Source organism: Arthrobacter globiformis (assembly GCF_046536215.2).
In the GTDB taxonomy this organism is placed as follows: domain Bacteria; phylum Actinomycetota; class Actinomycetes; order Actinomycetales; family Micrococcaceae; genus Arthrobacter; species Arthrobacter globiformis_E.
Genome location: NZ_CM143421.1, coordinates 1,345,786 through 1,371,464, shown reverse-complemented (window position 1 = coordinate 1,371,464; position 25,679 = coordinate 1,345,786). Strand labels below are relative to the sequence as shown.

Here is a 25,679-nt window from a genome sequence, read left to right as displayed (position 1 = left end):
GGCGCATCACTTTTCCCCGGCGAGGTCGCGGTAACGGGCCTCGTTCCGTGCTGCGCTGCGGATGTACAGCCAGGCGCTGATTCCGGTCACAGGGTAGATCCCGGCGCCCAGCAGGAGCCAGTCGAACGGAATCCCGGCGATCCGGGTCGCCGCCAGACCCGGTATGGCGGCAAGCAGCAGCGGAAACGCGCCGAGGATTAGCAGGAAACCGCCGGCCACCACCAGGGCCAGCCGGAGCTGGGACCGGATGAGCGAGCGGACGAACACCTGGCCGACGGCCGACTCCTCGGCGGACTCCCGCGGCTCGGCCGGGGAGTCGGCGGAAATGCGGGATGCCGAACGGGGAGCCGTGACCCTGACGCGCGTCATGCCTGGGGCCGGATCCTGGTTGCCTCAAGCTTCTCGCGGACGGCAGGCAGGTGCCGCCGGCTGATCGGCAGCTCGGCGTCCTCGACGGACACGCTGGGCCGGACCGCGGCGAGCTTGAGATGGGAGATGTGGGCGAGGGCCACCAGGTAGGACCGGTGGGTGCGGATGAAGCCCGCGTCGGCCCACTGCTGTTCCAGATCGGCGAGCGGAACCCGGATCAGGTAGCTGGCATCGGCGGTGTGGAGCCGGGCATAGTCGCCCTGGGCCTGGACGTACGTGACGTCGTCGCGCCGGATCATTCTGGTGGTGCCGCCCTGGTCCACGGTGATCATCTCAGGTGCGGTCCCGCCGTCGCGGATCAGTTCACTGATCCTGCCCACGGAGCGGGCCAGCCGTTCGGCCCGGACGGGCTTCAGCAGGTAGTCCACGGCCGCCAGCTCGAACGCTTCCAGGGCGCAGTCCTCGTCCGCAGTCACGAAGACGACGGCGGGCGGCCGGCTGCTGCGGGATATGGCCCGTGCGATGTCCAGGCCGGACACCGCAGGCATGTGGATGTCGAGGAAGACGGCGTCCACCGCCTCGGCTTCGAGGGCACGCAGCGCCTCGGCGCCGGAGGAGGCACGGAGGATGGTGCCGATCCGCTCATCCCGGCCCAGCAGGAAGGCCAGCTCCTCGATTGCGGGCAGCTCGTCGTCGGCGACGAGAACGTTAATCATGGTCCTAGGTTAGCTTTCGGTTCAGGCATCGTGGTCCGGCTGGGACTTGGGCACCCGCATGGTGATGAGCGTGCCCTCACCGGGTGCCGTCTCGATCACTAGGCCATGTTCGTCCCCGTACACCTGCCGGAGCCGGGCATCGACGTTGCGCAGGCCCACATGCTCGCCGTCCACGTGGCCGGCCAGCATGGACTGCAGCTGCACCGGATCCATCCCCACGCCGTCGTCCTCGATGGTGACCTCCGCGAACGCACCCGAATCGTTGGCGGAGATGGTGATGTGGCCCGGACCCTCCTTCGCCTCCAGGCCGTGCCGGACAGCGTTCTCCACGAGCGGCTGCAGGCTCAGGAACGGGATCACCGTGCTCAGCACCTCCGGCGCGATCCGCAGGCTGACCTGCACCCGCTCGCCGAACCGCGCCCGCTCCAGCAGCAGGTACCTGTCGATGCAGCGCAGCTCCTCGGCCAGCGTGGTGAAATCCCCGTGCCGCCGGAACGAGTAGCGGGTGAAGTCCGCGAACTCCACCACCAGTTCCCGCGCCCGGGCCGGATCGGTGTTGATGAACGAGGCGATGGCGTTCAGCGAGTTGTAGATGAAATGCGGGCTGATCTGGGCGCGGAGGGCCCGCACCTCCGCTTCCATCAGGAGCGTCCGGGAGGCGTCCAGCTCAGCCAGCTCAACCTGGGTGGCCACCCAGTCGGCCACTTCGGTGGTGGCGCGCACCAGCCCTGCGCCCGCCTGCGGGGCGAAGGCCGCCACGGCGCCCACCACGCGCGAGCCGGCCCGGACGGGAGCCACGACGGCGGCCGCGACCGGCCCGGATTTGGCGGGTCCGGACGCCGGGGAGTGCAGCAACAGGTCCGCGGCGTTGAAAACCTGGGTCCTGCCATTGGCGAGCACGTCCGCGGCGAGCTCCATCAGCCCTGGGCGCAGTTCCTCGGCGGCCCCGTCCCAGGCGAGCACGCCGGACACATCCAGGATGGCCAGCGCGTCGCAGCCAAGCAGGCCCCGCAGCTGCCGGCTGGCCTTGGCGGCACCCGCCGGGTTCAGGCCGGTGCGCAAATGCCGGCCGGCTTTCGAGGCGGCGTGGAGGGTGTTGTACGTGGCCCGCTCGGCGTCGGTGCCCAGCTCGCGGAAGGAGCGCAGCACCTTGAGTCCGACGGCGACGACGGCGGCCACCGCGAGCGCGATGACGGCCACGGCGGCTGCGGAATAGAGAGGGGAATCCGGCATGCTGCCCAGCGTAGCGCGTGCCGTTTGGCGCAGCATCGCCGCCGTTTGCCGACCGGCGGCGCGCAACCACTGGCCTATGGTCCGCTCTGCGACGCACAGTGATGGCAGTCACAGTGGCCCGTGGGGTGGGGCCGTGTGGGAGTTCATCTCAATGAGGAGGAATGATGGGTAACGATGCCCGAACCCAGGACGCGGCGGCGTCCGCGGACTTCGAGGAAGTCCAGGCCACGCAGCAGTTCAAGGACCTGCGCAAGCGCCACCGCAGCTTTGTGTTCCCGATGGCCATCGCGTTTCTGCTCTGGTATTTCGCGTATGTCATCCTTGCCGCCTATGCCGTGGACTTCATGTCCACCAAGGTGTGGGGCAACATCAACGTGGGCATCATCATGGGGCTGCTGCAATTCGTGACCACGTTCGCCATCACCGGGTGGTACGTCAGTTACTCGAACCGGCGCCTGGACCCGATTGCCGCGGACATCCGGCACGGCATCGAAGGCCACGAGTATGACAAGTCCGGCAGCGCGGCACTGGGCGGAGGGGCACAATGACCGCCATCCCCGCAGCGGTTGACGTCGCCGCGCTCAAGGACACCACGCTGCTGAACATGGGCATCTTCGCCCTGTTCGTCGCCGTCACCATGGTGATCGTCCTCCGGGCCAGCCGCAACAACAAGACCGCCGCCGACTACTATGCCGCCGGCCGTTCGTTCACCGGCTCGCAGAACGGCACCGCCATCGCCGGCGACTACCTGTCCGCAGCCTCGTTCCTGGGGATCACCGGCGCCATCGCCATCAACGGCTACGACGGCTTCATGTACTCCATCGGCTTCCTGGTGGCCTGGCTCGTGGCCCTGCTGCTGGTGGCGGAGCTGCTCCGGAACACGGGCAAGTTCACCATGGCAGACGTCCTTTCGTTCCGCCTGAGGCAGCGCCCGGTGCGCATCGCGGCCGCCATCTCCACGCTGGCCGTCTGCTTCTTCTACCTTCTGGCCCAGATGGCCGGCGCCGGAAGCCTGATCTCGCTCCTGCTCGGCATCAGTGACTGGGGCGGACAGGCGCTGGTGATCATCGTCGTCGGCGCCCTGATGATCATGTACGTCCTGATCGGCGGCATGAAGGGCACCACGTGGGTGCAGATCATCAAAGCCATCCTGCTCATCGCCGGGGCCGCCGTCATGACCCTTTGGGTCCTGGCCATCTACGGATTCAACCTGTCCAGCCTGCTGGGCGGCGCGGTCGACGCTGCCAACAACCCTGCCGTGCTCAACCCGGGCCTGCAGTACGGCAAGACGGAAACGTCCAAGCTGGACTTCATGTCCCTGGGCCTCGCCCTGGTACTGGGCACTGCCGCCCTGCCGCACGTGCTGATGCGCTTCTACACGGTGCCCACCGCCAAGGAAGCCCGCAAGTCCGTGGTGTGGTCCATCTGGCTGATCGGGTTGTTCTACATCTTCACGCTGGTCCTCGGCTATGGGGCCGCCGCCCTGGTGGGGGCGGACACCATCAAGGCAGCCCCCGGCGGCGTCAACTCCGCAGCGCCGCTGCTGGCCTTCCACCTGGGCGGGCCGTTGCTGCTGGGCTTCATCTCGGCCGTGGCTTTCGCCACGATCCTCGCCGTCGTCGCCGGCCTCACCATCACCGCAGCCGCCTCGTTCGCCCATGACATCTATGCCAACGTCATCGCGAAGGGGAAGGCCGACGCCGACACTGAAGTTAAGGTGGCCCGCCGCACTGTGATTGTGATTGGCATCCTCGCCATCCTGGGCGGCATCTTCGCCAACGGCCAGAACGTGGCGTTCCTGGTGGCGCTGGCGTTCGCCGTGGCGGCCTCCGCCAACCTGCCCACCATCATCTACTCCCTGTTCTGGCGCCGGTTCACCACGCAGGGCGCGATCTGGAGCATGTATGGCGGGCTCGCGGCGGCGATCATCCTGATCGCACTCTCCCCGGTGGTGTCCGGCGGCGCCACCTCCATGATCAAGGGCGCCAACTTCGCCATCTTCCCGCTGAGCAACCCGGGCATCGTGTCCATTCCGCTGGCATTCCTGCTGGGATGGCTCGGCACCGTCCTGGACAAGAGGCAGGAGGACAGCAGCAAGCAGGCCGAAATGGAGGTCCGCGCACTGACCGGAGTGGGCGCCGAGAAGGCGGTGGAGCACTAGCAAGCCCGATTAGACAGGCAGGAGCCCCCGCGCATCGCGCGGGGGCTCCTGCCGTGTCTGCCACGTCTGCCGTGTCTCCCGACGCCGGAACTTGCCGCCGTCGTGCCGCCGTCGGACCCTGCCGCCGCCAGGGTGCGCCTGCGGCTCAAGGCGAGTGGTGGCCTCCGGTGTGTACTCCGTGCGGCACCGCGAACTGGCCCGCCGTCGACGCGGCGAGTCCCGGCGTCGTAATGGCGGCAACCAGCAGTGCCCCGGCGAAGGCGGCGGCGAGCACTGGCCCGGCACCCAGGCGGCTTTGGCCCGTTGCGGTCTGGACCGTTGCTGTCTGGCCCGGTCCGCCCTGGCCGGGTCCGCCCGGAAGCCTCGGGGGCCGGCGGCCGAGCCACGACGTCGCCGCGAGGATCATGAGGGTCAGCAGCAGGGCGGCGAGGTGGCTGATGCCCAGCCCAGCCATGCCGCTTCCTGCGCCCAAAACGATGGCACCCGCGTGCACGGCGGCAGCGGCGGGCAGCAGGACAGTAGAGGTCCGGGGCAGCGGGAAACGGTTCCTTCCCAGCCCGGTAACCGTCCACCCCAGCAGGGCCGTTCCCCAGAGCAGGGCGGCCGCGGCGCCGGCCGCCCTCGCCGGGAGGGCAGGGCCGGCGGCTGCAATCAGGCTGGAGGCCACGGCGAGGTTGACCGCTGCGGCGCCGAGCCCGGCAAAGCCGGCGAACAGCCGCACAGCATCGGAACGCGACATTTCCTGCGTGGCGGGGGTTCCCGGGGCTGCCGGGATGGCTTGGCTGGTCATCATCTTGGCGCGGGGTCTCTCGGGTGCGTGTCTTAGGCGCGGGCCGTGGCGGGGACCTTGTCCAGGGACAGGCCGACGCCGAGCAGCAGGACGGCGCTCGCCAGGTGGAGAACGTTGTCCGCTCCGTTGAGGGCAATGATGTTGAGCGGCGAGCTAAGCAGGAACAGGCCGAGGATGCCCACCAGCAGGTACACCGCACCCACTGCCGTGTTGACGGTGCGCGAAAGCTGGATGTCCCTGACGCCGGCGTAGAGCAGGGCGGCGCCGATGGCCAGGTGGATCACGTTGTGCAGCGGGTTGATCTCGAAGATGATCAGGTTCGCGCCTTCGGTGGCGAAGAAGCCGACCCCCGAGGTCACGGCGAAGCCGACGAGGCCCACCAGCAGGTAGACGGCTCCGAAGACTGTGGCGACAAGTCGGTTGGGTGAGTTGCGCATGGCCAATTTCCTTCCGGTAGGAGCCGGGGCTGTTTCCCCGGCCTGGTTGCGGAGTCCCGGACGGACCCCTCGGAAGCAATTCGGCCCTGGTGCGGGCGTGGATGGGTGCCGGTCAGATGAGAATTAAGCCTTTGGCCGGAGCTTTATCGTGACCAGCTTCAGATCGTCCTTGCCGGCGAAGCGGTACACGAGTTCGATGTCCCTGCCCGGGCATTTGATGAGCCCGGCCACGTCCGCAATGTTGTTCTCGTTCTGCGTGCTGACTTTGAGGTCGTCGTAGGCGGGGGTGCAGGCCGGGTCCAGCTGGAGGCTCTTGACGCCGGAAGCGAATTCCTCGCGGCTCAGCTGCTCCTTGAGGCTGGGATCCATGTAGTCGTTGTAGGCCTTGTCCGTGTCACCGGCGATGACCAGCTTGGTGAAGTCGTCGGCGAGGTCCCCGGCCTGCCGGGTGGCTCCGCCCACGAGGTTCACCAGGAGCAGCACCCCGACGACCACCAGCAGGAGTACTCCTACCACAATGCCGACGACGATCCAGAGGCCCTTCCGGCTCTTGGCCGGAGGCAGGCCGGGCAGGCCGAACGGGGAAGGCGGAAGCGACCGCCGGCCAAGTGGCTGCGGACCCGGCTGGTAGGGGCCGGGCTGTTGCGCGCCGGGCTGCTGCGGAGGGAGCGGGGGATTGCTCAAGGGAGGGCCTTTCCGGCACCGCACCAGCGGCGCTCCAACTAACGGGGCACGCCGGCGCCCGGTCACTTTTGTGGAATAGCCTATAGCGCCGGCGGCCCGGAACAGCGATGTTGTCCCGTGGTTACGGCCGTCTGTGGCGGTCAGTCGTCCGCGGAGTTGCGCGCAAGCAACGGCTGGATCCGGAATGGGATCAGTTCACCCATGGCCAGGGCCGTATCGGTCCGCTCGACGCCGTCGCAGGCCAGGATCTTCCCGTTGATCCGGAAGAGGTCCTCGGCGTCCAGTGCCACCACGCGCAGCAGCAGGTCCGCCGAGCCCGTCAGCCCGTATCCTTCAAGGATCTCCGGCACCGCGGCCAGCTCCTCGGCGAGGGAGCCGAGCTTTTGCTGCTGTACATGCACCGAGATGAAGGCCATCAGCGGATAGCCCAGGGACACCGGATTGATGCGCCGCTCGAACGAGAGGAACGCGTGCTTCTTCTCGAGCTGGGCCATCCGCGCCTGGACGGTGTTGCGGGAAAGTCCGAGCTTCTGCGCGAGAGCCACCACGGTGCGGCGCGGGTCCTGCGACAGGGCGGAGAGCAACCGGGTGTCTGTGCCATCCAAAGCTTGCATAATGCGCAAGGCTAGCACGGTCTGGAGCTGCCAGACAGTGCATTGTGCTCAGTTTTAGCCACGGTGGTTGTACCACCTGAACATTGTGAGTATGGTCACAATTAACCGGGGCAAAGGCGCCCGGGAGGCCGGAATGCGGCGGTATCACGAGTCCTGCCGCGGGATGGTTACACGACGTCAGAAGGTTGCGGCAACAGTGGTGACAGACGATGCGGGCCAGGGCGGAACAGCCGCCGGCCGGGACAACAAGACAGGGCACCAGGGTGGCGCTGGCCACAGCATGGTCCAGCTGATTACCCCCGCAGGGGAGCGCGTCAGCCATCCGGAGTACGACCCCTGGGTCAAGGACGTATCAGACGAGCAGCTGTGCTCGCTCTACGAGGACCTGGTGGTGATCCGTCGGATCGACAAAGAGGCCACCGCGCTGCAGCGCCAGGGCGAACTGGGCCTCTGGCCGCCGCTGCTGGGCCAGGAGGCCTCGCAGGTGGGATCCGTGCGGGCACTGCGCGAGGACGACTTTATTTTTCCCAGCTACCGCGAGAACGGCGTGGCCTACTGCCGCGGGGTGGACCTGAAGGACATCCTGCGTGTCTGGCGCGGGGCCGCGTCCGGCGGCTGGGACCCGTACAAGTTCAACCTGGCCATCCCGCAGATCGTCATTGGCGCGCAGACCCTGCATGCCACCGGCTATGCCATGGGAATCCAGAACGACGGTGCCGATTCGGCTGCCATCGTCTACTTCGGCGACGGCGCCACCAGCGAGGGCGACGTCAGCGAGGCCATGGTCTTCGCCGCCAGCTACCAGGTCCCGCTGGTGTTCTTCTGCCAGAACAACCACTGGGCCATCTCCGAACCGGTGCGCGTCCAGTCCCACACCCAGCTTGTGGACCGCGGCACCGGATTCGGACTCCCGAGCATGCGCGTCGACGGCAACGACGTGCTGGCCGTCATGGCGGCCACGCGGGTGGCCCTCGACCGTGCCCGCCGGGGCGGAGGTCCCACGTTCATTGAGGCCGTCACCTACCGGATGGGCCCGCATACGACGGCGGATGATCCCACCCGGTACCGCGACCCCAACGAGCTCGAGGACTGGGCGGCCAAGGATCCGATCGGACGGGTCCACGCGCTGCTTGACCGGAAGGGCCTGTTCACCGAGGAGTTCGAAACCGGGGTGCGGACCAAGGCAGACGCCGTCGCCCGTGACCTGCGTGCCGGCTGCGTCGGCATGCCGGACCCCGAACCCCTGGATGTCTTCAAGCACGTCTACAGCACCCCCAACTCCTGGCTGGAGCGCCAGCAGGACCACTACTCCCGTTACCTTGCCTCCTTCGGCGATCCCGAAGCGGCAACACAAGAAGAAGGTGCACGCTGATGACGCAGATGACCTTTGCGCGGGCAATTAACTCCGGCCTCCGCAGATCCCTCGACAACGATCCCAAGGTGGTCCTCATGGGCGAGGACATCGGCACCCTGGGCGGTGTTTTCCGCGTGACTGACGGACTGCAGAAGGACTTCGGCAAGCACCGCGTGGTGGACACGCCGCTGGCTGAGTCCGGGATTGTGGGCACGGCTGTCGGCCTCGCTTACCGCGGGTACCGGCCGGTGGTGGAAATCCAGTTCGACGGTTTCGTCTATCCCGCCTTCGACCAGATCGTGTCCCAAGTGGCGAAGATGCATTACCGCAGCCGCGGCACCGTAAAAATGCCCATCACCATCCGCATTCCCTTCGGCGGCGGCATCGGGTCGCCGGAGCACCACTCCGAGTCGCCTGAGGCCTACTTCGCGCATACGGCAGGCCTGCGTGTGGTCACCCCGGCCAGCCCGCAGGACGCCCACACCATGATCCAGCAGGCCATTGCCTGCGATGACCCCGTCGTGTTCTTCGAGCCCAAGCGCCGGTACCACGACAAAGGCGAGGTGGACGAGGCTCTCGACCCCAAATCAGCCCCGCCGATGGGCCAGGCCCGCGTGGTCGCGGACGGCAGCGACGTCACGCTTGTGGCGTACGGGCCACTGGTGAAGACTGCCCGCGATGCTGCTTCGGCGGCCGCGGACGAGGGCGTCTCCGTTGAGGTCATTGACCTGCGGTCCCTGGCTCCCGTGGACTTCGCCACCGTTGAGGCCTCCGTCCGGAAGACGGGCAGGCTCGTGATCACCCACGAGGCCGGCCAGTCGGGCGGGCTCGGCGCCGAGGTTGCCGCCAGCATCACCGAGCGCTGCTTCTATCACCTGGAGGCGGCACCGGTCCGCATCACCGGTTTTGACGTGCCTTACCCATATTCGAAGGTGGAGATGCACCACCTGCCGAATCTGGACCGGATCCTCGACGGCGTCGATCGCGCGCTGGGCCGGCCGAATTCGCTGAGCGGGCTGGAAGGATGACCGCCACCATGATCAAGGAATTCCGGCTGCCCGATCTCGGCGAAGGACTGACCGAATCCGAAATCGTCAGCTGGAAGGTGGGGGTCGGGGACACCGTCAGCCTGAACCAGGTCATCGCCGAGGTGGAGACCGCCAAGGCAGTCGTGGAACTGCCCTCACCGTTCGCAGGTGTGATCACGGCCCTGCATGAACAGCCGGGAACGGTCGTGGAGGTGGGCAAGCCGATCGTCTCGTTCGAGGTAAAGGACGACGCCGGCAACCAGCCCGCCGCCGCCGCGCCGGCTGAGGCGGCGCTCCCCAGGCGGGAGCCCAACCTCGTGGGGTACGGCGCCGTCGTCGAAAGCACCGGCCGTCCCGCGCGGCGGCAGCGCACCCTGGCGGCGCAGCCCGCCCCGGTGGCTGAGCCTGCCCCGCTCGTTGGGCCCGTCGAAACCAAGACCCCGCTGGTTGAGCCTGTCGAAACCAAGCCAGCCGAAACGAAGGCCCCGGAGACCAGACCCGCCGAGCGGCCGCGTTCCACACCGCCCGTCCGGAAACTGGCCAAGGACCTTGGCGTGGATCTGGAAAAGGTGGCGGGGAGCGGCCCCGGCGGCTTGATCACCCGTGACGACGTGCACAATTTCGTGGGCGGTGGGGATCTTCCCGCGGCCGCCGAGGAACTGGCAGCACAGGAAGCGCAGCCCGCCCCGGCACAGGGCGAGCGCGAGGTGCGCACGCCGATCAAGGGGGTCCGCAAGTACACGGCCGCCGCCATGGTCAGCAGCGCCTTCACGGCGCCGCATGTGACGGAGTTCCTGACGGTCGACGTCACTCCGGCCATGGAACTGCTGGCCAGGCTGAAGGAAAGCAAGCCCTTCGCCGGCCATAAGCTGACACCGCTGACCCTCGTGGCCAAGGCTGTCCTGATCGCCCTGCGGCGCAGTCCCGGGCTGAATGCCAAGTGGGACGAGGCCAACCAGGAGATCGTGCAGTTCAACTACGTAAACCTGGGCATCGCGGCCGCAACACCGCGCGGCCTCACGGTTCCCAATATCAAGGATGCCGAACGCCTGACGCTCGTCGACCTCTCGACGGCGCTCGCGGAACTGACGGACACGGCCAGGGCCGGCAAGACCAGCCCGGAAGACCTCTCCGGCGGCACCATCTCCATCACGAACATCGGTGTCTTCGGCATCGACGCCGGCACCCCCATCCTCAACCCGGGGGAGGCTGCGATCCTTGCCATGGGCGCTGTCCGGAAGACGCCCTGGGAGTACCAGGACCAGGTCGCGCTGAGGCAGGTCATGACGCTGAGCCTGTCCTTCGACCACCGGCTGGTGGACGGCGAACAGGGGTCCAGGTTCCTGGCCGACGTCGGCGCCCTCCTCGCGGATCCCGGCATGGCCTTCGCGATGGTGTAGCCGCAGGGCCAAACCAGAGGAACCTCCAAACCAAAACGGGGCACTTTGAAGCCGCATTCGGGGACTGATATGTAGCTTCAGTTGTCAAGAGGCATAGATGAGCGGCTCCCGGTCTTGGTTCCGGGGGCCGCTCATCCTGTGCGGTCCGGTCTGGTGGGGTGTGTGGTGGCGGGTCTTGTGTCGACTGGGCAGTGTCAGACTGATATTCGCGGGTTGGGTACCGCATGACGATGTGTTCGGCCGGGAGCGTTATCGGTGTCTAAGGTCGAGCGTCGACGGTTGGATCCGCCTGCTCATAGTCCATTCTCGAGTTGGCTCCGGTTGCTTGCCAGCGCATTTCCACCGTTTTCGGAGGCACGTTCTGGTCAGGGTTCTGCCATGGGTTGCCTTTGCTGGAGCGGGGTGGCCAGTGACCAGCACCAGCCTGCCAACTCGCGGGCGATTGCGGTGTTGGCCTTCAGTGACATCTTGTGGCGGTGATCGAAGGCTTCCCATTTGTGATGCAGCCGGTGGTTTCCTTCCAGGGCGCGGATGCGGGTTGCCGGGGCGACGAGCTCCAGCTGGCGCAGCAGCCGTTCCCCGGGCCGGGCGTAGGGGCGTCGGTGCTGCCAGGCTGCCTCGATCAGGAGTTTGCGGGCGTAGGTGTTCCCGGCCTTGGTGATCGGGCCTTGGTGGCGTGACGGGCCGGAGGACTCTTCGCTGGGAACCAGGCCGAGATGGGACCCGATGGTCGAGCCGGTGAAGCGGGTCCAGTCGCCGATCTCCACGGCCAGCCCGAAGGCGGTCGTGAGCTGGATGCCACGAAGGCACATCAGGGCGGCAATCACTGGAGCATAGCGGCACGCACCGGCAGTGGCGGCGACCTGTTTGTCGATGCGTGCCAGGTGCGCGGCGAGCAGCTCGGCTTGCTCGACATCGGCGTCGTAGGTGAACTGAAGCGCCGGTTCGTCAAAGTGCTGGCGGTGCAGCCAAAGACGGTGTTCTTTTGTCCACCGGGTGGCTTTCGGATAGCGGATGCCGTGGCGCAAGAGGATGGCGTTCACGTGCTGGCGGGCGTGCGCGAGGTCCCTGGCCGCACCGGAGCGCAGCCGCGACAGATCCCGCAGGGACTCTTCGTCAGGGTCCGGGATGCGGACCTCGGTGACCGAACCGACCGCGAGCATTTCGGCCAGCACCCTGGCGTCCCGCCGGTCGGTTTTCACCCGGTCCCCGGGTGCGCGCAGCAGCTTCGAGGATGCTGCGACCACGCAATTGATCCCCGCAACCCGCAGATGGCGTGCCAGGACAAACCCTGTCGGGCCCGATTCGTAGACGACCTTGACGGGCGGCTCGAACCGACTGACCCACTCCAGCACCACGGCCGGGTCAGGCGCCATGGTATGCCGTGTGATCTCACTAGTGTCCGGGTTCAATGCGTGCCCAACGACGTTGACCGCGTGAACATCAAGACCAATGAAAGTATGCTCGAACATAGCCGGGACCTCCCAACCTCACATGTGGCACTACCATTGCACCCCGCAGCAGCTTCGCAGGCCACGGGAGCCGCTAATGGCAACCCACGGACGCTGTGAAACAGAAGGCCCCGGCCCCCCGTACTCCTGCCAGAACCTGCCCGTCCCGGGATAAAGGACATCACCGCCGGGAACAGGCCCTGCAGCGCCACCCTCTCGGAACATGGCACCGACCCACATCAAGCTGGCGCTGCAGGACCGCCCGGCGATAATGGCCGGCCCGGACGTGTAGGACCCCCGACCACACTTCATATCGTCTAACCGCTGAAACCCCGGCGTGTCGGCGTCTCAGTGTCCCGTTTCGGCGCGGGACCCGACAGGGCATGGGCGTGAGAGGGATGTGACCCGGCCAGCAGGGCTACTCGCCGAGCGGGCTGGCCGTCACCAGGAGAGCCGCCAGCGCCATGTTCTCCAGGAGCGGCCGCGCCGACTTGATGGCCACCCGCCGGCCGTGGCTGCGGACGGAGTGCGGTGTTGAGTTGATGAGGCCAAAGGTGGCGTGGGCGCGCATGCGGAGATCGGCAGTGTCGGTGGTGCCGTGGATACCCGCCAGCACGTCCACCCACAGTTCCACGTAACTGCGCTGCAGGGCCCGCACCTGTGCCTGGTCCTCGCCGGTCAGGTTGCTGAAATCCCTGTCCTGCACCCGGATCACGTCAGGGTTGCTGAGGGCAAAGTCCACATGGAACTGCACCAGCCGGGCCAGTGCCGAAGAAGGATCGGCCGCGTCGGCAACCACGTGGCGGCCCCCGTCGAGCAGGTCCTGGCTGACGGTGAGCAGCAGTGCACCCAGTACGGCCTGCTTTCCGGGGAAGTGGCGGTACACGGCGGGTCCGCTCACGCCGGCCGCGGCGCCAAGGTCCTCGAGGGAAACCCGGTTGAACCCGTTGACCGCAAAGAGTGTGGCCGCTGCGGACAGGAGCGCCTGCCGGCGGGACTCCTTCGCCCGGCTGCGCTGTGTGGGGACGGACGCCTCCGGACCGTTTGGGGCCTGGACAGGAGCGGTGAGCTCTCCGTGATCTGTGGTGGGCACTTTTCCTCCTCGGAACCCAAGAACTCTACCAACATCCTGTGTTGGACATCACAGTTACTAGAGACTAACCTAAACTCAGTTACGAGGCACTAACCGAAATGCGGCAGGACTGCCGCCGGAAGTGCCCGGGAATGGAAGCGGTCAATGGAGACACTCGCCAGCCGGCTGGACACCGCCGGCAGCGCATTCGAGGCCAACAGCCTCGCTCAGCGCGCGCTCGCCGATGAGCTGCGGAAGCGTCTTGCGACGTCGGCCCTGGGCGGCCCGGAAAAATCCCGCGAGCGGCACATGGCCCGCGGCAAGCTGCTGCCCCGGGAGCGGATCGACCGCCTTCTCGACGACGGCAGCCCCTTCCTCGAGATCGCCCCGCTGGCGGCGAACGGCATGTACAACGACGATTCACCGGGTGCCGGCATCATCGCGGGCATCGGCCTGGTGCACGGCCGCCACGTGCTGGTGATTTCCAACGACGCCACCGTCAAGGGCGGCACCTACTATCCCATGACGGTGAAGAAGCACCTCAGGGCCCAGGAGATCGCCCTCGAGAACCGGCTCCCGTGCATCTACCTCGTCGATTCCGGCGGGGCGTTCCTTCCCAAGCAGGACGAGGTCTTTCCGGACCGGGACCACTTCGGCCGGATCTTCTACAACCAAGCCAGGATGTCCGCCGCCGGGATTCCCCAGATCGCTTCCGTCATGGGCTCCTGCACCGCCGGTGGCGCCTACGTTCCCGCGATGAGCGATGAAACGGTGATCGTCCGCAACCAGGGCACCATCTTCCTGGGCGGGCCGCCCCTCGTGAAGGCGGCCATCGGCGAGATCGTCAGCGCGGAGGAGCTCGGGGGCGGCGACGTGCACTCCCGGATCTCCGGCGTCACGGACCACCTCGCCGAAAACGACGAACACGCCCTGCAGATCGTCCGCGACATCGTCGCCACGCTTCCCGGACCCGCCGCGCCCGCCTGGGACGTGGACACCGCCGTCGACCCCGTTGCCGAGCCCGGCCAGCTCTACGGCGCCGTGCCCACGGACGTCAACGCGCAGTACGACGTCCGCGAGGTGATCGCCAGGCTGGTGGACGGCAGCCGCTTCCATGAGTTCAAGAAAAACTATGGCCCCACCCTGGTGACCGGTTTCGCCAGGCTTCACGGCCATCCCGTGGGCATCGTGGCCAACAACGGCGTGCTGTTCAGCGAGTCGGCCCTCAAGGGCGCCCACTTCATCGAGCTGTGCGACCAGCGCGGCATTCCGCTGCTCTTCCTGCAAAACATTTCCGGCTTCATGGTGGGCAAGGACTACGAGCAGGGCGGCATCGCCAAGAACGGTGCCAAGATGGTCACCGCCGTGGCCACCACCCGCGTGCCCAAGCTGACCGTGGTGATCGGCGGGTCCTTCGGCGCCGGCAACTATTCGATGTGCGGCCGGGCCTATTCGCCGCGCTTCCTGTGGATGTGGCCGGCCAGCCGGATCTCGGTCATGGGCGGCAACCAGGCGTCAAGCGTCCTGGCAACCGTCAAGCGTGACCAGTTCGAGGCTGCCGGGCAGGAGTGGTCCGCCGAGGACGAGGAAGCCTTCAAGGCGCCCATCCGCCAGCAGTACGAGGGCCAGGGCAGCCCGTACTACTCCACCGCGCGGCTGTGGGACGACGGCGTGATCGACCCCGCGGATACCCGCACCGTGCTGGGCCTGGCCCTCGACGTCGTCTCCCGTGTCCCGCTGCCGGAGTCCTCCTTCGGCCTCTTCCGAATGTGAGCCAGAGATGACTTCCGAGAACATGTTCCGCACCGTCCTGGTGGCCAACCGCGGCGAGATTGCCTGCCGGGTGATCAGGACACTGCGCGCCATGGGTATCCGTTCGGTTGCGGTCTACAGCGATGCCGACGCCGGTGCCCGCCACGTGCGCGAAGCCGACACCGCCGTCCGGATCGGCCCGGCCGCGGCGGCGCAGAGCTACCTCAGCATCGACGCGATGATCAGGGCCTGCCAGGACACCGGCGCCCAGGCCGTGCACCCCGGCTACGGCTTCCTCAGCGAGAACGCGGACTTCGCCCGGGCACTGGGCGCCGCCGGCATCGCCTTCATCGGCCCCGGGGTCGAGGCCCTGGAGGTCATGGGCGACAAGATCCGCTCCAAGAACCACGTGTCCGGGTACGGGGTTCCGGTGGTCCCGGGCATCGCCGAGCCCGGCATGACCGATGCGGAACTCATTACCGCCGCTCCGGCCGTGGGCTTCCCCCTGCTCATCAAGCCCTCGGCCGGCGGCGGCGGCAAGGGCATGCATACAGTGGAGCGCCCGGAGGACCTGCCGGCTGTCCTTGGCACCGCACGGCGCGTGGCCGCGAGCGCCTTCGGGGACGACACCCTGTTCCTGGAACGCCTGGTGACGTCCCCGCGGCACATCGAGGTGCAGGTCCTGGCGGATACGCACGGCAACGTCATCCACCTGGGGGAGCGTGAGTGCTCCCTGCAGCGGCGGCACCAGAAGGTCATCGAGGAGGCCCCGTCACCGCTGCTCGAATCGCTGCCCGACGGCGACGCGGTCCGCGCGAAGATCGGCGAGGCCGCGTGCCAGGCCGCCCGCAGCGTCCACTACACCGGCGCCGGCACCGTGGAGTTCCTCGTTTCGGACGACTCCCCGGACGAGTTCTTCTTCATGGAGATGAACACCCGCCTCCAGGTGGAACATCCGGTGACGGAAATGGTCACCGGCATCGACCTCGTCGAATGGCAGGTGCGCATCGCCGCCGGTGAGGTACTCACCGTCGGACAGGGCGACGTCGAACTTAACGGCCATGCCGCGGAGGCACGCGTCTACGCCGAAACGCCGCACCGGAACTTCCTGCCGTCCTCGGGCGAGGTGGTGCTCCTCGACGAATACGGTGGCCTATTTACGCCCCCGGGCGGTCCGGACCTCCAAAGCCGGAGCGTGCGGATCGACTCGTCGCTGCTTCCGGGGCTGAAAATCTCCAGCGACTACGACCCCATGCTGTCCAAGGTCATCGCCTGGGGAACGGACCGCAAGGCCGCGCTCGACAGGCTGGACGCGGCACTGGAGCACTACACCGTCCTTGGCGTCGACACCAACGTGGAATACCTGCGGCTCCTGATCAACGACGACGACGTCCGCGCCGGCCGCCTGGACACCACGCTGATCGACCGCAAGATGCCTGAGCTGGCGTTCCGGGACATCAGTGACACCGAACTCACGGCTGCCGCCCTCCGGTTGTGGTGTGGCGACGCCGAGGCCGCTGCATCCCGCCGGGGACGGGCAAGCGCCGGGTCGCCCTGGGACAGTGCCCGGGGCTGGCGCCTCGGCGCCCCCGCGGCCTGGCGGATCAGCTTCGGCCTTCCCGGCGGGTCGATGGCCACCGTGGCCGTCACCCCGCAGGCCATCACCCCTCAGGCCATCACCCCTAAGGACGGCGTCGACGAAGAGGGTGTCCGTGCCCTGGCCCGCGTCGACGACGGGCCGGCGCGCGCGGTGCGGGTCCCGGGGCCGGCCGCCACTGACGTCATCACCATCGAGGTGGAAGGCCTGCGACACACCTTCGCCATCGGTGGCTCCCGGGAGAAGCATGCCGACGGCGGTCTCCGGGAAGGGCGCCCGGGGCACCTCTACCTGGGTAGCGGCGGCTGGTCCAGCGGGCTCGAAGTCCTCACCCGCGAGTCCCGCCTCGCGCGGGTGCTGGCCGCCGTCGAGCGCGAAGAGGGCGCCGCCGATCCGGAAGTCCGGTCGCCCATGCCGGGAACCGTCGTCTCCGTTGCCGTGAACGACGGAGACCCTGTGGAGGCAGGTCAGGCGCTGCTGTCCGTGGAGGCCATGAAGATGGAGCACCAGCTCGTGGCCGAAGTCTCCGGGACCGTCCATATCAGCGTCGCCACAGGTGACCTGGTCAAGGCCGACCAGGTCGTCGCCACCATCCACGCGGAACAGCCCGCAACCCATGATCCAGCAGAAGAACGTAAGGAGGCCTAGCGATGGCCGATTTTGACCTCAGCGAGGAATACCAGGACCTCAGCAAGACCGTCCGCGAATTCGCCGACGAGGTGGTGGCACCCGTCTCCACCAAACACGACGAGGAACACAGCTTCCCCTACGAAGTGGTCTCGCAAATGGCCGACATGGGGCTGTTCGGGCTGCCGTTCCCGGAGGAATACGGCGGCATGGGAGGCGACTACTTCGCACTGGCCCTCGCCCTGGAACAGCTGGGTCGCGTGGACCAGTCCGTGGCCATCACGCTCGAAGCAGGAGTGTCACTCGGCGCGATGCCCGTGTACCGCTTCGGCAACGAGGCCCAGAAACAGGAATGGCTGCCGCTGCTCGCATCGGGAAAGGCGCTCGCCGGCTTCGGCCTGACCGAACCGGAGGCCGGTTCCGACGCCGGCGGCACGAAGACCATGGCCCGGCTGGAAGGCGACGGGGACGCAAAGAACTGGGTCATCAACGGCAACAAGGAATTCATCACCAACTCGGGAACGGACATCAGCAAACTGGTGACCGTCACCGCCGTCACAGGCCAGCAGGAACGCAAGGACGGCAGCATCAAGAAGGAAATCTCCACCATCCTGGTGCCCACCGACACGCCCGGCTTCAAAGCGGAGAAGGCGTACAACAAGGTGGGCTGGAATGCCTCGGACACGCACCCCCTGACCCTGCGGGACGTCACGGTTCCCGAGGCGAACCTGCTGGGGGAGCGGGGCCGCGGCTACGCCAACTTCCTGTCCATCCTGGACGAGGGCAGGATCGCCATCGCTGCGTTGGCCACCGGCGCGGCGCAGGGCTGCGTGGATCTCTCGGTCCGTTACGCCAAGGACCGCAGCGCTTTCGGGACAAATATCGGCAAGCACCAGGCCGTCGCCTTCAAGATCGCACGCATGCAGGCACGGGCCCATACGGCCCGTCTGGCGTACTACGACGCGGCCGCCCGGATGCTCGCCGGGAAGCCGTTCAAGACGCAGGCGGCCATAGCTAAGATGGTCGCAGGCGAGGCGGCCATGGACAACGCGCGGGATGCCACCCAGGTATTCGGCGGCTATGGCTTCATCAACGAGTTCACCGTGGCGCGCCACTACCGGGACTCCAAGATCCTGGAGGTCGGGGAGGGCACCACGGAGGTCCAGCTGATGCTGATCGCCCGGGAACTGGGGCTGTAACGGGCCCGGTGGCCGTGTCTGTCGAGAGTCTGCGGAGACGCCGAAAGGATCAACGATGATTGACAAGGTTGTTGCCAGCGCTGACGAAGCGGTCGCCGACATATCCGACGGCGCGTCGCTCGCCGTCGGGGGTTTCGGACTGTGCGGGATCCCGGTGGCGCTCATCGATGCCCTCCACCGCCACGGCACCAAGGACCTGGAGACGGTCAGCAACAACTGCGGCGTCGACGACTGGGGCCTGGGGATCCTCCTCAAGGACGGCAGGATCCGCCGGACCGTCAGCTCGTACGTGGGGGAGAACAAGGAGTTCGCCCGGCAGTACCTCGCCGGTGAACTGGAGGTGGTCCTGACCCCGCAGGGCACCCTGGCCGAGAAACTCCGCGCCGGCGGCGCCGGCATCCCCGCCTTCTACACCAAGGCGGGTGTGGGGACCCAGGTGTCCGACGGCGGCCTGCCGCAGAAATACGACGCCGACGGCGGCATCGCCATCGCGTCGCCGGCCAAGGAAGTGCGGAGCTTCGACGGCGTCGATTACGTGCTCGAGGAATCCCTGACCCCCGACTACGGCCTGGTCCATGCCTGGAAGGGCGACCGCCACGGGAACCTGGTCTTCCACGCCACGGCCATGAACTTCAACCCCCTCTGCGCCATGGCGGGCCGGATCACCATCGCGGAGGTGGAGGAACTCGTGGAGCCGGGCGAGCTGGACCCCGAACATGTCCACCTGCCGGGCATCTTTGTCCAGCGGGTGGTCGTGGTGCCCGAGCCCGAGAAGCGCATCGAGAAGCGGACGGTGGCACTGTCCGCTGCGTCGGCGGCCCAGCCAGCTGCTGCCGGCACAGCGGGAACCACCGCCGCGGCAGGAACCACAGGCACCACCGAACAGGCAGGAGCGTGAACATGGACCCCAACAGCCCCCTGGCTCCCCGTCCCGAAGCAGTCCGCCACGAGTACCGGCGGGCCGCTTCCTCGCATCCCGAGGGCAAGGGCTGGACCCGCAATGAGCTCGCCGCCCGCGTGGCGCAGGAGCTGAGCAACGGCCAGTACGTGAACCTGGGCATCGGCATGCCCACCCTGATTCCCAACTACATCCCGGCCGGCGTCGAAGTGGTGCTGCACTCCGAAAACGGCATCCTCGGCGTCGGGCCCTATCCCGGCGAGGACGAGGTGGATCCGGACCTCATCAACGCCGGCAAGGAGACCGTCACGGTAAACAAGGGCGCGGCGTTCTTCGACTCGGCGCAGTCCTTCGGCATGATCCGCGGGGGCCACGTGGACGTGGCCGTACTCGGCGCCATGGAGGTGGCCGCCAACGGGGACCTCGCCAACTGGATGATCCCCGGAAAGATGGTCAAGGGGATGGGCGGCGCCATGGACCTGGTCTTCGGCGCCAAAAAGGTGATTGTCATGATGGAGCACGTGGACCGCAGCGGGAAACCGAAGATCGTGGACCGCTGCTCGCTGCCTTTGACGGGCAAGGCCTGCGTGGACCGCATCATCACCGACCTCGCCGTCCTCGACGTGACCCCTGACGGCCTGATCCTGCGTGAGCTCGCCCCCAACGTCTCGGCAGAGGATGTTGCCGCGGCCACCGGTGCGGAGCTGTATGAGGAAGACCAGGAACTCACCGTATGAGCGCGGTTTCGCCGGGCCCAGCCACCGGCGGTGCCCGGGTCGTCGAGCAGCGCGGACTCTACTTCGAGGAACTCGAGGAAGAGGTCGTTTACGCCCACCGCCCCGGCCGGACGGTCACGGAGGCGGACAACGTCCTGTTCACCACCATGACCATGAACACGCAGGCGCTGCACCTGGACGCGGCCTGGAGTGCGGGCCAGCCCTTCGGCCAGCGGCTGGTGAACTCCATGTTCACGCTGGCCACGGTGGTGGGGCAGTCCGTCGGCCAGCTGACGCAGGGCACCATCATTGCGCAGCTGGGGCTGACGGACGTCTCCTTCCCGCACCCGCTCTACCACGGAGACACCCTCTATACGGAGACGGTCATCACCGGGAAACGGCTGTCCGGATCCCGGTCCGGGCAGGGCGTGGTTACCATGCAGCACACCGGCCGCAACCAGGACGGAACTGTGGTGGCACTTGCCACCCGGAGCTGCCTGATGTGGACGCGCGAGGCGCATATAGAGGCGCAGCGGGACAAATAATCGGACAATGAAGCTATGACTTTTGTGATGGGCCCTGCCCTGCTTTTCTGCCCAGCCGACCGTCCCGAACGCTACCAAAAGGCCGCCGAACGCGCCGACGCCGTCATTCTGGACCTCGAGGATGCGGTGGCCGCGCCAGACAAGCAGCGGGCACGGGGCGCCATCCTGGCCCAGCTCGGCGGCTCCGGCGAGGGGCCGGAGCTCGACCCCAGCCGGACCATCATCCGCATCAACCCGGCCGGCACCGAGGACTTCGAGAAGGACCTGCACTGCCTGGCGCACACGCCCTACCGCACGGTCATGCTTGCCAAGGCCGAGAGCGCGAGCCAGCTCCGGGCCCTGCCGGACTTCCATGTGATTGCCCTGTGCGAGACGGCCGCGGGCGTGGTCCATGCACCCGCCATTGCCGCCGAACCCAACGTGGTGGCCATGATGTGGGGGGCGGAAGACCTGCTGGCCTCCCTCGGCGGGACGTCCAGCAGGAACGACGACGGCGGCTACCGCGCCGTGGCCCTGCACGCCCGCTCCTCCGTGCTCCTGGCAGCGGGCGCAGCCGGGAAGCAGGCCGTCGACGCCGTCTACGTGAACATTCCGGACCTTGACGGGCTTGCCGCGGAGGCCCGGGATGCCGCCGCGTCCGGGTTCGGCTCCAAAGCCTGCATCCACCCCAGCCAGGTGGCCGCCGTCCGTGCCGCTTACGCACCCTCGGGCGAGGACGTGGCAGCCGCCACGCACCTGCTGGAGGCGGCAAAGGAAGCCGGGACCGGCGTGTTCCAGTACCAGGGCCGGATGATCGACGGCCCGATCCTCCGGCACGCGGAGTCGGTGCTCCGCAGGGCCCGGTAGTCCCGCGCAGTCAAGCCGCCTTCATTTCCTTGCCCGCAGGGAAATGGGCGGAATCGCCTCGTAGAGCGGTGTCCGGATCCAGCGCTGGCCGGTCTCCCGGAACTCCGCCCGGGTGGCGAAGCGGTAAAGGTAGGTGCGGGCGCGCACCCAGCGGGGGCGTTCGCCGTCGAACGGGTCATGGCGCAGCAACCGCAGCATGGCTGCATCAGCCTCCAGCAGCTTGCCGAGGAAGGCATAGAACCATTCCTCGTGGACGGTGCGCAGGGGCAGGAACCACATGAGCCAGTCCAGCCGCAGATGGTAGGGCGCCCACTGGCGGGGGAGCCGGTGCACCTCGCCGGGTTTTCCCTTGAAGCCGTACTCGCGCCAGTCGGCCGCCTCGTCCGGGTCCTCGTCCAGGGTGCCCTCCACCGCCACCTCGATGCGCTGCTTGGTCACCGTGCCGAACGCGCCATAGGTGTTGACCAGCTGCCAGCGGTTGAAGCTGGCATTCATCAGCTGGTACTGCGAGAACAGGTTCTTGATGGGCCAGTAGCTGAGGACCACCAGGAGCAGCGACGCGGCCAGCGTGATGAGAAGCCACCACAGCGGCGTCTCCCCGGCATCGTGCCAGTCCAGCGGAATGAAGGGCAGCACCGTGTGCGCCACGGAATCGCTGACGCCGGCGAAGGCCAGCACGATCGCAATCCAGTTCAGCCACGCGAAATTGCCGCTGGCCACCAACCACAGCTGCGTGAAGATGATGATGCCCGCCGCGATGCTGCCCAGCGGCTGGGGCGCGAAGAGGAAGAACGGCACCACCAGCTGGGCGAAGTGGTTGCCCACCACCTCCAGCCGGTGGAAGGGCTTCGGCAGCAGATGCGCCTGGCGGCTCAGCGGTCCCGGCATCGGCTGGGTCTCGTGGTGGTAGTACAGGGCGGTGAGGTCGCGCCACTCGCGGCCGCCGCGGATCTTGATCATGCCGGCCCCGAATTCCAGCCGGAACACCAACCAGGCCACGAGGATCAGGATGGTCCGGGGCGGGTCGGTCTGGTCTGATCCCAGGAAAGCCACGGTAAAACCGGCCTCGAGGAGCAGCATCTCCCAGCCGAACCCGTAGAACGTCTGGCCCACGTTGACCACCGACATGTACAGCAGCCACAGCGCCAGGAACGCGATCAGCGGCAGCCACGGCGGACCCAGCTGGGGGAGACCGAGGACCAGCACGCCGGAGACGACCAGCCCCACCGCACAGACGGCCCGGAACAGCCGGTCCGAGTACCGCCAGCGGAACAGCGTGGGCCTGCGCATCCGGCTGAAGGCCTTCAGGTAGTCCGGAACAGGAAGGAGCCCGCGCTCGCCGAGAAGGGCGGGGAACTGGTTGAGGGAGGAGAGGAACGCAACGAGATACAGTGCGGCAACACCGCGCTGCAGCACCTGCCGGGCGAATTCATAGTCCGGCGCATCGAACCACGCGGCCCCGTCCACGGGCACCACGTTACCCCCGCGCCGAATCGCGTCAAGGTGCCCGGGGAAGCACGCCTGGCCGCATGATTCATGCGCGCGGCATCCGCTCACCGTCACCCCCGCCCACGTCCTTGGGCCACCGGTGGTGCGGGATACTTAAGCCATGCAGACTTCCGGCTCCAGCCGTCCAGCCCGCCAGCCGCGCACCATCGTCATTCTCGGATCCACCGGTTCCATCGGCACCCAGGCGATTGACGTCGTCGACGGCGCCCCCCACCTTTTTGTGGTTGTGGCGCTGAGCGCCGGGGGCGGCAACCTCGAACTGCTTGCCCGGCAGGCCGTGCACACCCGGGCCGGTGCCGTAGGGATTGCCGAAGGCGATCCGGCACGCCTCCGGGACCTGATCAACGACGCCGCCCGGGCAGCCGGGGTGCGGGACTACCGTCCAGAGATCATCGCCGGCCCCGACGCCTCAACCACGATCGCCGCCTTGAAGGCGGACGTGGTGCTCAACGGCATCACGGGCTCGATCGGGCTGGCGCCCACGCTCGCCGCGCTGGAATCCGGTGCCACCCTGGCGCTCGCCAACAAGGAATCCCTGATCGTTGGCGGTTCACTGGTGAAGGCCGCCGCCGCCGACGGACAGATCGTGCCGGTTGACTCCGAGCATTCCGCCATCGCCCAGTGCCTGCGCTCCGGGACCGCCGCCGAGGTGGAGAAGCTCATCCTGACCGCCTCGGGCGGGCCCTTCCGCGGCCGGACCCGCGAACAGCTCTTCGCCGTCACCCCGGAGGAGGCGCTGGCCCACCCCACCTGGGACATGGGCCTGATGGTCACCACCAACTCCGCCAGCCTGGTGAACAAGGGACTGGAAGTCATTGAGGCGCACCTGCTGTTCGACATCCCGCTGGACCGGATCGACGTGGTGGTCCACCCGCAGTCCGTGATCCACTCGATGGTGCAGTTCGTGGACGGTTCCACGATCGCCCAGGCGTCGCCGCCGGACATGCGTCTCCCGATCGCCCTTGGCCTGGGCTGGCCGGACCGGGTCCCCAACGCGGCCACCCCCTGCGACTGGACGCAGGCCACCAGCTGGACGTTCGAGCCGCTGGACTCCACGGCGTTCCCCGCCGTCCGGCTGGCCAAGGACGCAGCGCGGCAGGGAAGCACCTACCCCGCAGTGTTCAATGCTGCCAATGAAGAAGCGGTGACGGCTTTCCACGCCGGGCACATCCCGTTCACGCGCATCGTGGACACCATTGAGGCCGTCCTCAGCGAACATTCGGGTTCCTCCGGGCTGACGGTCGGATCCGTGCTCGATGCTGAGAAATGGGCACGTGCGCGCACCCACGAACGTTTAGCAGTGAGCAGTCTCTAGGAAGCAGCAGATCTGAAGCATGAATCCCGTCATCCTCTTTATCCTCGGTGTCGTCTTTGTGGCGGTCGGCATCGCGGTTTCGATTGCGCTGCATGAGGTGGGCCACCTGGTGCCCGCCAAGCTGTTCAAGGTGCGCGTCACCAAGTACATGATCGGCTTCGGTCCTACGCTCTGGTCGACCAAAAAGGGCGAGACCGAATACGGCTTCAAAGCGCTGCCGCTGGGCGGCTATGTGTCGATGATCGGCATGTATCCGCCCAACAAGGAAGACGGCTCCGTGCGCCCGTCCAGCACCGGCATGTTCCAGACGCTGGCCAGCGAGGCCCGCTCCATGGCGCACGAGGATGTGGGACCGGGGGATGAGAACCGCGTGTTCTACCGGCTTCCGGTCTGGAAGAAGATCATCATCATGCTCGGCGGCCCGGCCATGAACTTGCTGATCGGCCTCGTGCTCACGGCGGTGCTGCTCATGGGCTTTGGCATTTCCGAGCCCACCACCACCATCGCCGATGTTTCCAAGTGCCAGGTGAAGGCTGGGGAGACTGTCGATCCAAACTCGGCGGACTGCAAGCCAACACCGGCTGCTGCGGCCCAGCTCAAGCCCAACGACGTCATCACCGCCTTCGACGGGAAACCCGTCACCAGCTGGGACCAGCTGACGGGCTGGATCCGTGCCTCAGCCGGCAAGGAAGTGTCCATCACCGTGGAGCGCAACGGCTCCCCGGTGACCAGCACCGTCACCCCTGTCCTGTCCGCACGCCCGGTGGTCGGAGCGGACGGGCGCCAGGCCAAGGACGACGCCGGAAAGCTCCTGTACCAGGACGTCGGCTTCCTGGGCATCGGTGCGCAGACCGCCCTGGTGCCCCAGCCGGCGTCGTCCGTCCTTCCCATGGCGGGGGAGAACATCAAGCAGGTGGCAGGTGTAGTGCTCAACCTGCCGGCCCGGGTGGTCGGTGTCGCCAAGGCGGCGTTCAGCGAAGAGCCCCGCGACCCCAACGGCCCCATCAGTGTGGTGGGCGTGGGCCGCGTGGCCGGCGAGGTGGCCGCCATGGAGGAAGTCCCCGCACAGGCAAGGCTGGCCGCCCTGGTGGGACTCCTCGCCGGACTGAACTTTGCCCTCGCCGTTTTCAACCTGATCCCGCTGCTCCCGCTCGACGGCGGCCACGTCGCCGGCGCACTCTACGAGGCCGTGCGGCGCCGGGTGGCCAAGCTGTTCGGCAAACCCGACCCGGGCGCCTTCGACATTGCGAAGCTGCTGCCGGTGACCTACGTCGTGGCCGCGCTGCTCATGGGAATGGGTGCGCTGCTGATCTATGCAGACATCGTGAAGCCGGTAAATCTGTTCGGCTGATCTTCCATAATCATC

Annotated in this window: 24 protein-coding genes; 14 read left to right on the top strand and 10 right to left on the bottom strand. The window is 67.4% G+C overall.

Translation table 11 applies throughout. The features are described from left to right. Positions 1 to 6 precede the first annotated feature (6 nt). From R5O87_RS06200 to R5O87_RS06190, 3 genes are read right to left on the bottom strand one after another with little or no spacing between them, the layout of a single operon-like run. On the bottom strand, positions 7 to 369 hold the full coding sequence (locus tag R5O87_RS06200) for a DUF485 domain-containing protein (protein ID WP_410558242.1): 363 nt from the start codon (positions 367 to 369) through the stop codon (positions 7 to 9). Beyond that, positions 366 to 1,085 carry a LytR/AlgR family response regulator transcription factor gene (locus R5O87_RS06195; RefSeq protein WP_410558241.1) on the bottom strand — a complete coding sequence of 240 codons (720 nt, stop codon included), beginning with the start codon at positions 1,083 to 1,085 and terminating at the stop codon, positions 366 to 368. Before R5O87_RS06195 ends, R5O87_RS06200 begins: the two co-directional genes overlap by 4 nt. Before the next feature lie 21 nt (positions 1,086 to 1,106). Continuing rightward, positions 1,107 to 2,318 carry a sensor histidine kinase gene (locus tag R5O87_RS06190; protein WP_410558240.1) on the bottom strand — a complete coding sequence of 404 codons (1,212 nt, stop codon included), beginning with the start codon at positions 2,316 to 2,318 and terminating at the stop codon, positions 1,107 to 1,109. A 164-nt stretch (positions 2,319 to 2,482) separates the two neighbouring features. On the opposite strand from R5O87_RS06190, the gene R5O87_RS06185 reads away from it, so the two are divergent. Both R5O87_RS06185 and R5O87_RS06180 read left to right on the top strand, forming a co-directional pair. After that, complete coding sequence (locus R5O87_RS06185) at positions 2,483 to 2,866, top strand: DUF485 domain-containing protein (RefSeq protein ID WP_410558276.1); 384 nt, start codon at positions 2,483 to 2,485, stop codon at positions 2,864 to 2,866. Further along, entirely contained in the window at positions 2,863 to 4,479 is a 1,617-nt protein-coding gene (locus tag R5O87_RS06180) for a solute symporter family protein (RefSeq protein ID WP_410558239.1), read from the top strand. Before R5O87_RS06185 ends, R5O87_RS06180 begins: the two co-directional genes overlap by 4 nt. A 145-nt stretch (positions 4,480 to 4,624) precedes the next feature. On the opposite strand, the gene R5O87_RS06175 is transcribed toward R5O87_RS06180, so the two are convergent. From R5O87_RS06175 to R5O87_RS06160, 4 genes are all read right to left on the bottom strand, one after another. Continuing rightward, entirely contained in the window at positions 4,625 to 5,272 is a 648-nt protein-coding gene (locus R5O87_RS06175; protein WP_410558238.1) for a hypothetical protein, read from the bottom strand. Positions 5,273 to 5,301: 29 nt separating this feature from the next. Beyond that, entirely contained in the window at positions 5,302 to 5,706 is a 405-nt protein-coding gene (locus R5O87_RS06170) for a DUF4383 domain-containing protein (RefSeq protein ID WP_410558237.1), read from the bottom strand. Positions 5,707 to 5,829: 123 nt separating this feature from the next. Further along, a complete protein-coding gene (locus tag R5O87_RS06165; protein WP_410558236.1) occupies positions 5,830 to 6,390 on the bottom strand; it encodes a hypothetical protein in 561 nt (186 codons plus the stop codon). Between the two features lie 140 nt (positions 6,391 to 6,530). Continuing rightward, positions 6,531 to 7,004 carry an Lrp/AsnC family transcriptional regulator gene (locus tag R5O87_RS06160; RefSeq protein ID WP_410558235.1) on the bottom strand — a complete coding sequence of 158 codons (474 nt, stop codon included), beginning with the start codon at positions 7,002 to 7,004 and terminating at the stop codon, positions 6,531 to 6,533. 196 nt (positions 7,005 to 7,200) lie between these two features. Between R5O87_RS06160 and pdhA the strand changes: the two genes are divergently transcribed. Genes pdhA through R5O87_RS06145 form a run of 3 tightly spaced genes read left to right on the top strand, consistent with a single transcriptional unit; the run spans position 7,201 to position 10,786 of the window. Further along, positions 7,201 to 8,376: a pyruvate dehydrogenase (acetyl-transferring) E1 component subunit alpha gene (gene pdhA / locus R5O87_RS06155; RefSeq protein WP_410558234.1), complete on the top strand. Its 1,176-nt coding sequence runs from the start codon at positions 7,201 to 7,203 to the stop codon at positions 8,374 to 8,376. Beyond that, positions 8,376 to 9,386 (top strand): alpha-ketoacid dehydrogenase subunit beta, encoded by a 1,011-nt coding sequence (locus R5O87_RS06150; protein ID WP_410558233.1) that lies wholly within the window; start codon positions 8,376 to 8,378, stop codon positions 9,384 to 9,386. The genes pdhA and R5O87_RS06150 overlap by 1 nt, the downstream gene beginning before the upstream one ends. 8 nt (positions 9,387 to 9,394) lie before the next feature. Next, complete coding sequence (locus R5O87_RS06145; RefSeq protein WP_410558232.1) at positions 9,395 to 10,786, top strand: dihydrolipoamide acetyltransferase family protein; 1,392 nt, start codon at positions 9,395 to 9,397, stop codon at positions 10,784 to 10,786. 365 nt (positions 10,787 to 11,151) lie between these two features. Here R5O87_RS06145 and R5O87_RS06140 read toward each other — a convergent pair whose 3' ends face one another. Both R5O87_RS06140 and R5O87_RS06135 read right to left on the bottom strand, forming a co-directional pair. Continuing rightward, a complete protein-coding gene (locus R5O87_RS06140) occupies positions 11,152 to 12,258 on the bottom strand; it encodes an IS110 family RNA-guided transposase (protein ID WP_462836396.1) in 1,107 nt (368 codons plus the stop codon). Positions 12,259 to 12,655: 397 nt separating this feature from the next. Continuing rightward, positions 12,656 to 13,330 (bottom strand): SACE_7040 family transcriptional regulator, encoded by a 675-nt coding sequence (locus R5O87_RS06135; RefSeq protein ID WP_410558345.1) that lies wholly within the window; start codon positions 13,328 to 13,330, stop codon positions 12,656 to 12,658. A gap of 144 nt (positions 13,331 to 13,474) precedes the next feature. Here R5O87_RS06135 and R5O87_RS06130 point away from each other — a divergent pair, with 144 nt between their 5' ends. The 7 genes from R5O87_RS06130 to R5O87_RS06100 are packed head-to-tail and all read left to right on the top strand — an operon-like array spanning position 13,475 to position 21,489. Beyond that, complete coding sequence (locus R5O87_RS06130) at positions 13,475 to 15,082, top strand: carboxyl transferase domain-containing protein (protein WP_410558343.1); 1,608 nt, start codon at positions 13,475 to 13,477, stop codon at positions 15,080 to 15,082. A 7-nt stretch (positions 15,083 to 15,089) separates the two neighbouring features. After that, complete coding sequence (locus tag R5O87_RS06125; RefSeq protein ID WP_410558341.1) at positions 15,090 to 17,306, top strand: ATP-binding protein; 2,217 nt, start codon at positions 15,090 to 15,092, stop codon at positions 17,304 to 17,306. A gap of 2 nt (positions 17,307 to 17,308) precedes the next feature. Continuing rightward, positions 17,309 to 18,484 carry an acyl-CoA dehydrogenase family protein gene (locus R5O87_RS06120; protein WP_410558339.1) on the top strand — a complete coding sequence of 392 codons (1,176 nt, stop codon included), beginning with the start codon at positions 17,309 to 17,311 and terminating at the stop codon, positions 18,482 to 18,484. 55 nt (positions 18,485 to 18,539) lie between these two features. Then, the gene (locus R5O87_RS06115) at positions 18,540 to 19,382 is read left to right on the top strand and encodes a CoA transferase subunit A (protein WP_410558338.1); all 843 of its coding nucleotides are present in this window, start codon (positions 18,540 to 18,542) and stop codon (positions 19,380 to 19,382) included. 2 nt (positions 19,383 to 19,384) lie between these two features. Then, complete coding sequence (locus R5O87_RS06110; protein ID WP_410558337.1) at positions 19,385 to 20,119, top strand: CoA transferase subunit B; 735 nt, start codon at positions 19,385 to 19,387, stop codon at positions 20,117 to 20,119. Beyond that, the gene (locus tag R5O87_RS06105; RefSeq protein WP_410558336.1) at positions 20,116 to 20,643 is read left to right on the top strand and encodes a MaoC family dehydratase; all 528 of its coding nucleotides are present in this window, start codon (positions 20,116 to 20,118) and stop codon (positions 20,641 to 20,643) included. Before R5O87_RS06110 ends, R5O87_RS06105 begins: the two co-directional genes overlap by 4 nt. A gap of 15 nt (positions 20,644 to 20,658) precedes the next feature. Further along, positions 20,659 to 21,489 (top strand): HpcH/HpaI aldolase/citrate lyase family protein, encoded by an 831-nt coding sequence (locus R5O87_RS06100; RefSeq protein ID WP_410558334.1) that lies wholly within the window; start codon positions 20,659 to 20,661, stop codon positions 21,487 to 21,489. Between the two features lie 21 nt (positions 21,490 to 21,510). Here R5O87_RS06100 and R5O87_RS06095 read toward each other — a convergent pair whose 3' ends face one another. Further along, positions 21,511 to 22,956 carry a lipase maturation factor family protein gene (locus tag R5O87_RS06095; protein WP_410558332.1) on the bottom strand — a complete coding sequence of 482 codons (1,446 nt, stop codon included), beginning with the start codon at positions 22,954 to 22,956 and terminating at the stop codon, positions 21,511 to 21,513. Between the two features lie 142 nt (positions 22,957 to 23,098). Between R5O87_RS06095 and dxr the strand changes: the two genes are divergently transcribed. Beyond that, positions 23,099 to 24,313 carry a 1-deoxy-D-xylulose-5-phosphate reductoisomerase gene (gene dxr, locus R5O87_RS06090; RefSeq protein WP_410558330.1) on the top strand — a complete coding sequence of 405 codons (1,215 nt, stop codon included), beginning with the start codon at positions 23,099 to 23,101 and terminating at the stop codon, positions 24,311 to 24,313. A gap of 19 nt (positions 24,314 to 24,332) precedes the next feature. Continuing rightward, positions 24,333 to 25,664, top strand: a complete 1,332-nt coding sequence (locus R5O87_RS06085) for a M50 family metallopeptidase (RefSeq protein WP_410558329.1) — start codon at positions 24,333 to 24,335, stop codon at positions 25,662 to 25,664. Positions 25,665 to 25,679: the final 15 nt, after the last annotated feature.

Excerpts from the sequence above, each read along its gene's own strand:
- R5O87_RS06200 (WP_410558242.1), bottom strand. The coding sequence starts at position 369 with ATGACGCGCGTCAGGGTCACGGCTCCCCGTTCGGCATCCCGCATTTCC.
- R5O87_RS06195 (WP_410558241.1), bottom strand. The coding sequence starts at position 1,085 with ATGATTAACGTTCTCGTCGCCGACGACGAGCTGCCCGCAATCGAGGAG.
- R5O87_RS06190 (WP_410558240.1), bottom strand. The coding sequence starts at position 2,318 with ATGCCGGATTCCCCTCTCTATTCCGCAGCCGCCGTGGCCGTCATCGCG.
- R5O87_RS06185 (WP_410558276.1), top strand. The coding sequence starts at position 2,483 with ATGGGTAACGATGCCCGAACCCAGGACGCGGCGGCGTCCGCGGACTTC.
- R5O87_RS06180 (WP_410558239.1), top strand. The coding sequence starts at position 2,863 with ATGACCGCCATCCCCGCAGCGGTTGACGTCGCCGCGCTCAAGGACACC.
- R5O87_RS06175 (WP_410558238.1), bottom strand. The coding sequence starts at position 5,272 with ATGATGACCAGCCAAGCCATCCCGGCAGCCCCGGGAACCCCCGCCACG.
- R5O87_RS06170 (WP_410558237.1), bottom strand. The coding sequence starts at position 5,706 with ATGCGCAACTCACCCAACCGACTTGTCGCCACAGTCTTCGGAGCCGTC.
- R5O87_RS06160 (WP_410558235.1), bottom strand. The coding sequence starts at position 7,004 with ATGCAAGCTTTGGATGGCACAGACACCCGGTTGCTCTCCGCCCTGTCG.
- R5O87_RS06150 (WP_410558233.1), top strand. The coding sequence starts at position 8,376 with ATGACGCAGATGACCTTTGCGCGGGCAATTAACTCCGGCCTCCGCAGA.
- R5O87_RS06145 (WP_410558232.1), top strand. The coding sequence starts at position 9,395 with ATGATCAAGGAATTCCGGCTGCCCGATCTCGGCGAAGGACTGACCGAA.
- R5O87_RS06140 (WP_462836396.1), bottom strand. The coding sequence starts at position 12,258 with ATGTTCGAGCATACTTTCATTGGTCTTGATGTTCACGCGGTCAACGTC.
- R5O87_RS06130 (WP_410558343.1), top strand. The coding sequence starts at position 13,475 with ATGGAGACACTCGCCAGCCGGCTGGACACCGCCGGCAGCGCATTCGAG.
- R5O87_RS06125 (WP_410558341.1), top strand. The coding sequence starts at position 15,090 with ATGACTTCCGAGAACATGTTCCGCACCGTCCTGGTGGCCAACCGCGGC.
- R5O87_RS06120 (WP_410558339.1), top strand. The coding sequence starts at position 17,309 with ATGGCCGATTTTGACCTCAGCGAGGAATACCAGGACCTCAGCAAGACC.
- R5O87_RS06115 (WP_410558338.1), top strand. The coding sequence starts at position 18,540 with ATGATTGACAAGGTTGTTGCCAGCGCTGACGAAGCGGTCGCCGACATA.
- R5O87_RS06110 (WP_410558337.1), top strand. The coding sequence starts at position 19,385 with ATGGACCCCAACAGCCCCCTGGCTCCCCGTCCCGAAGCAGTCCGCCAC.
- R5O87_RS06105 (WP_410558336.1), top strand. The coding sequence starts at position 20,116 with ATGAGCGCGGTTTCGCCGGGCCCAGCCACCGGCGGTGCCCGGGTCGTC.
- R5O87_RS06100 (WP_410558334.1), top strand. The coding sequence starts at position 20,659 with ATGACTTTTGTGATGGGCCCTGCCCTGCTTTTCTGCCCAGCCGACCGT.
- dxr (WP_410558330.1), top strand. The coding sequence starts at position 23,099 with ATGCAGACTTCCGGCTCCAGCCGTCCAGCCCGCCAGCCGCGCACCATC.
- R5O87_RS06085 (WP_410558329.1), top strand. The coding sequence starts at position 24,333 with ATGAATCCCGTCATCCTCTTTATCCTCGGTGTCGTCTTTGTGGCGGTC.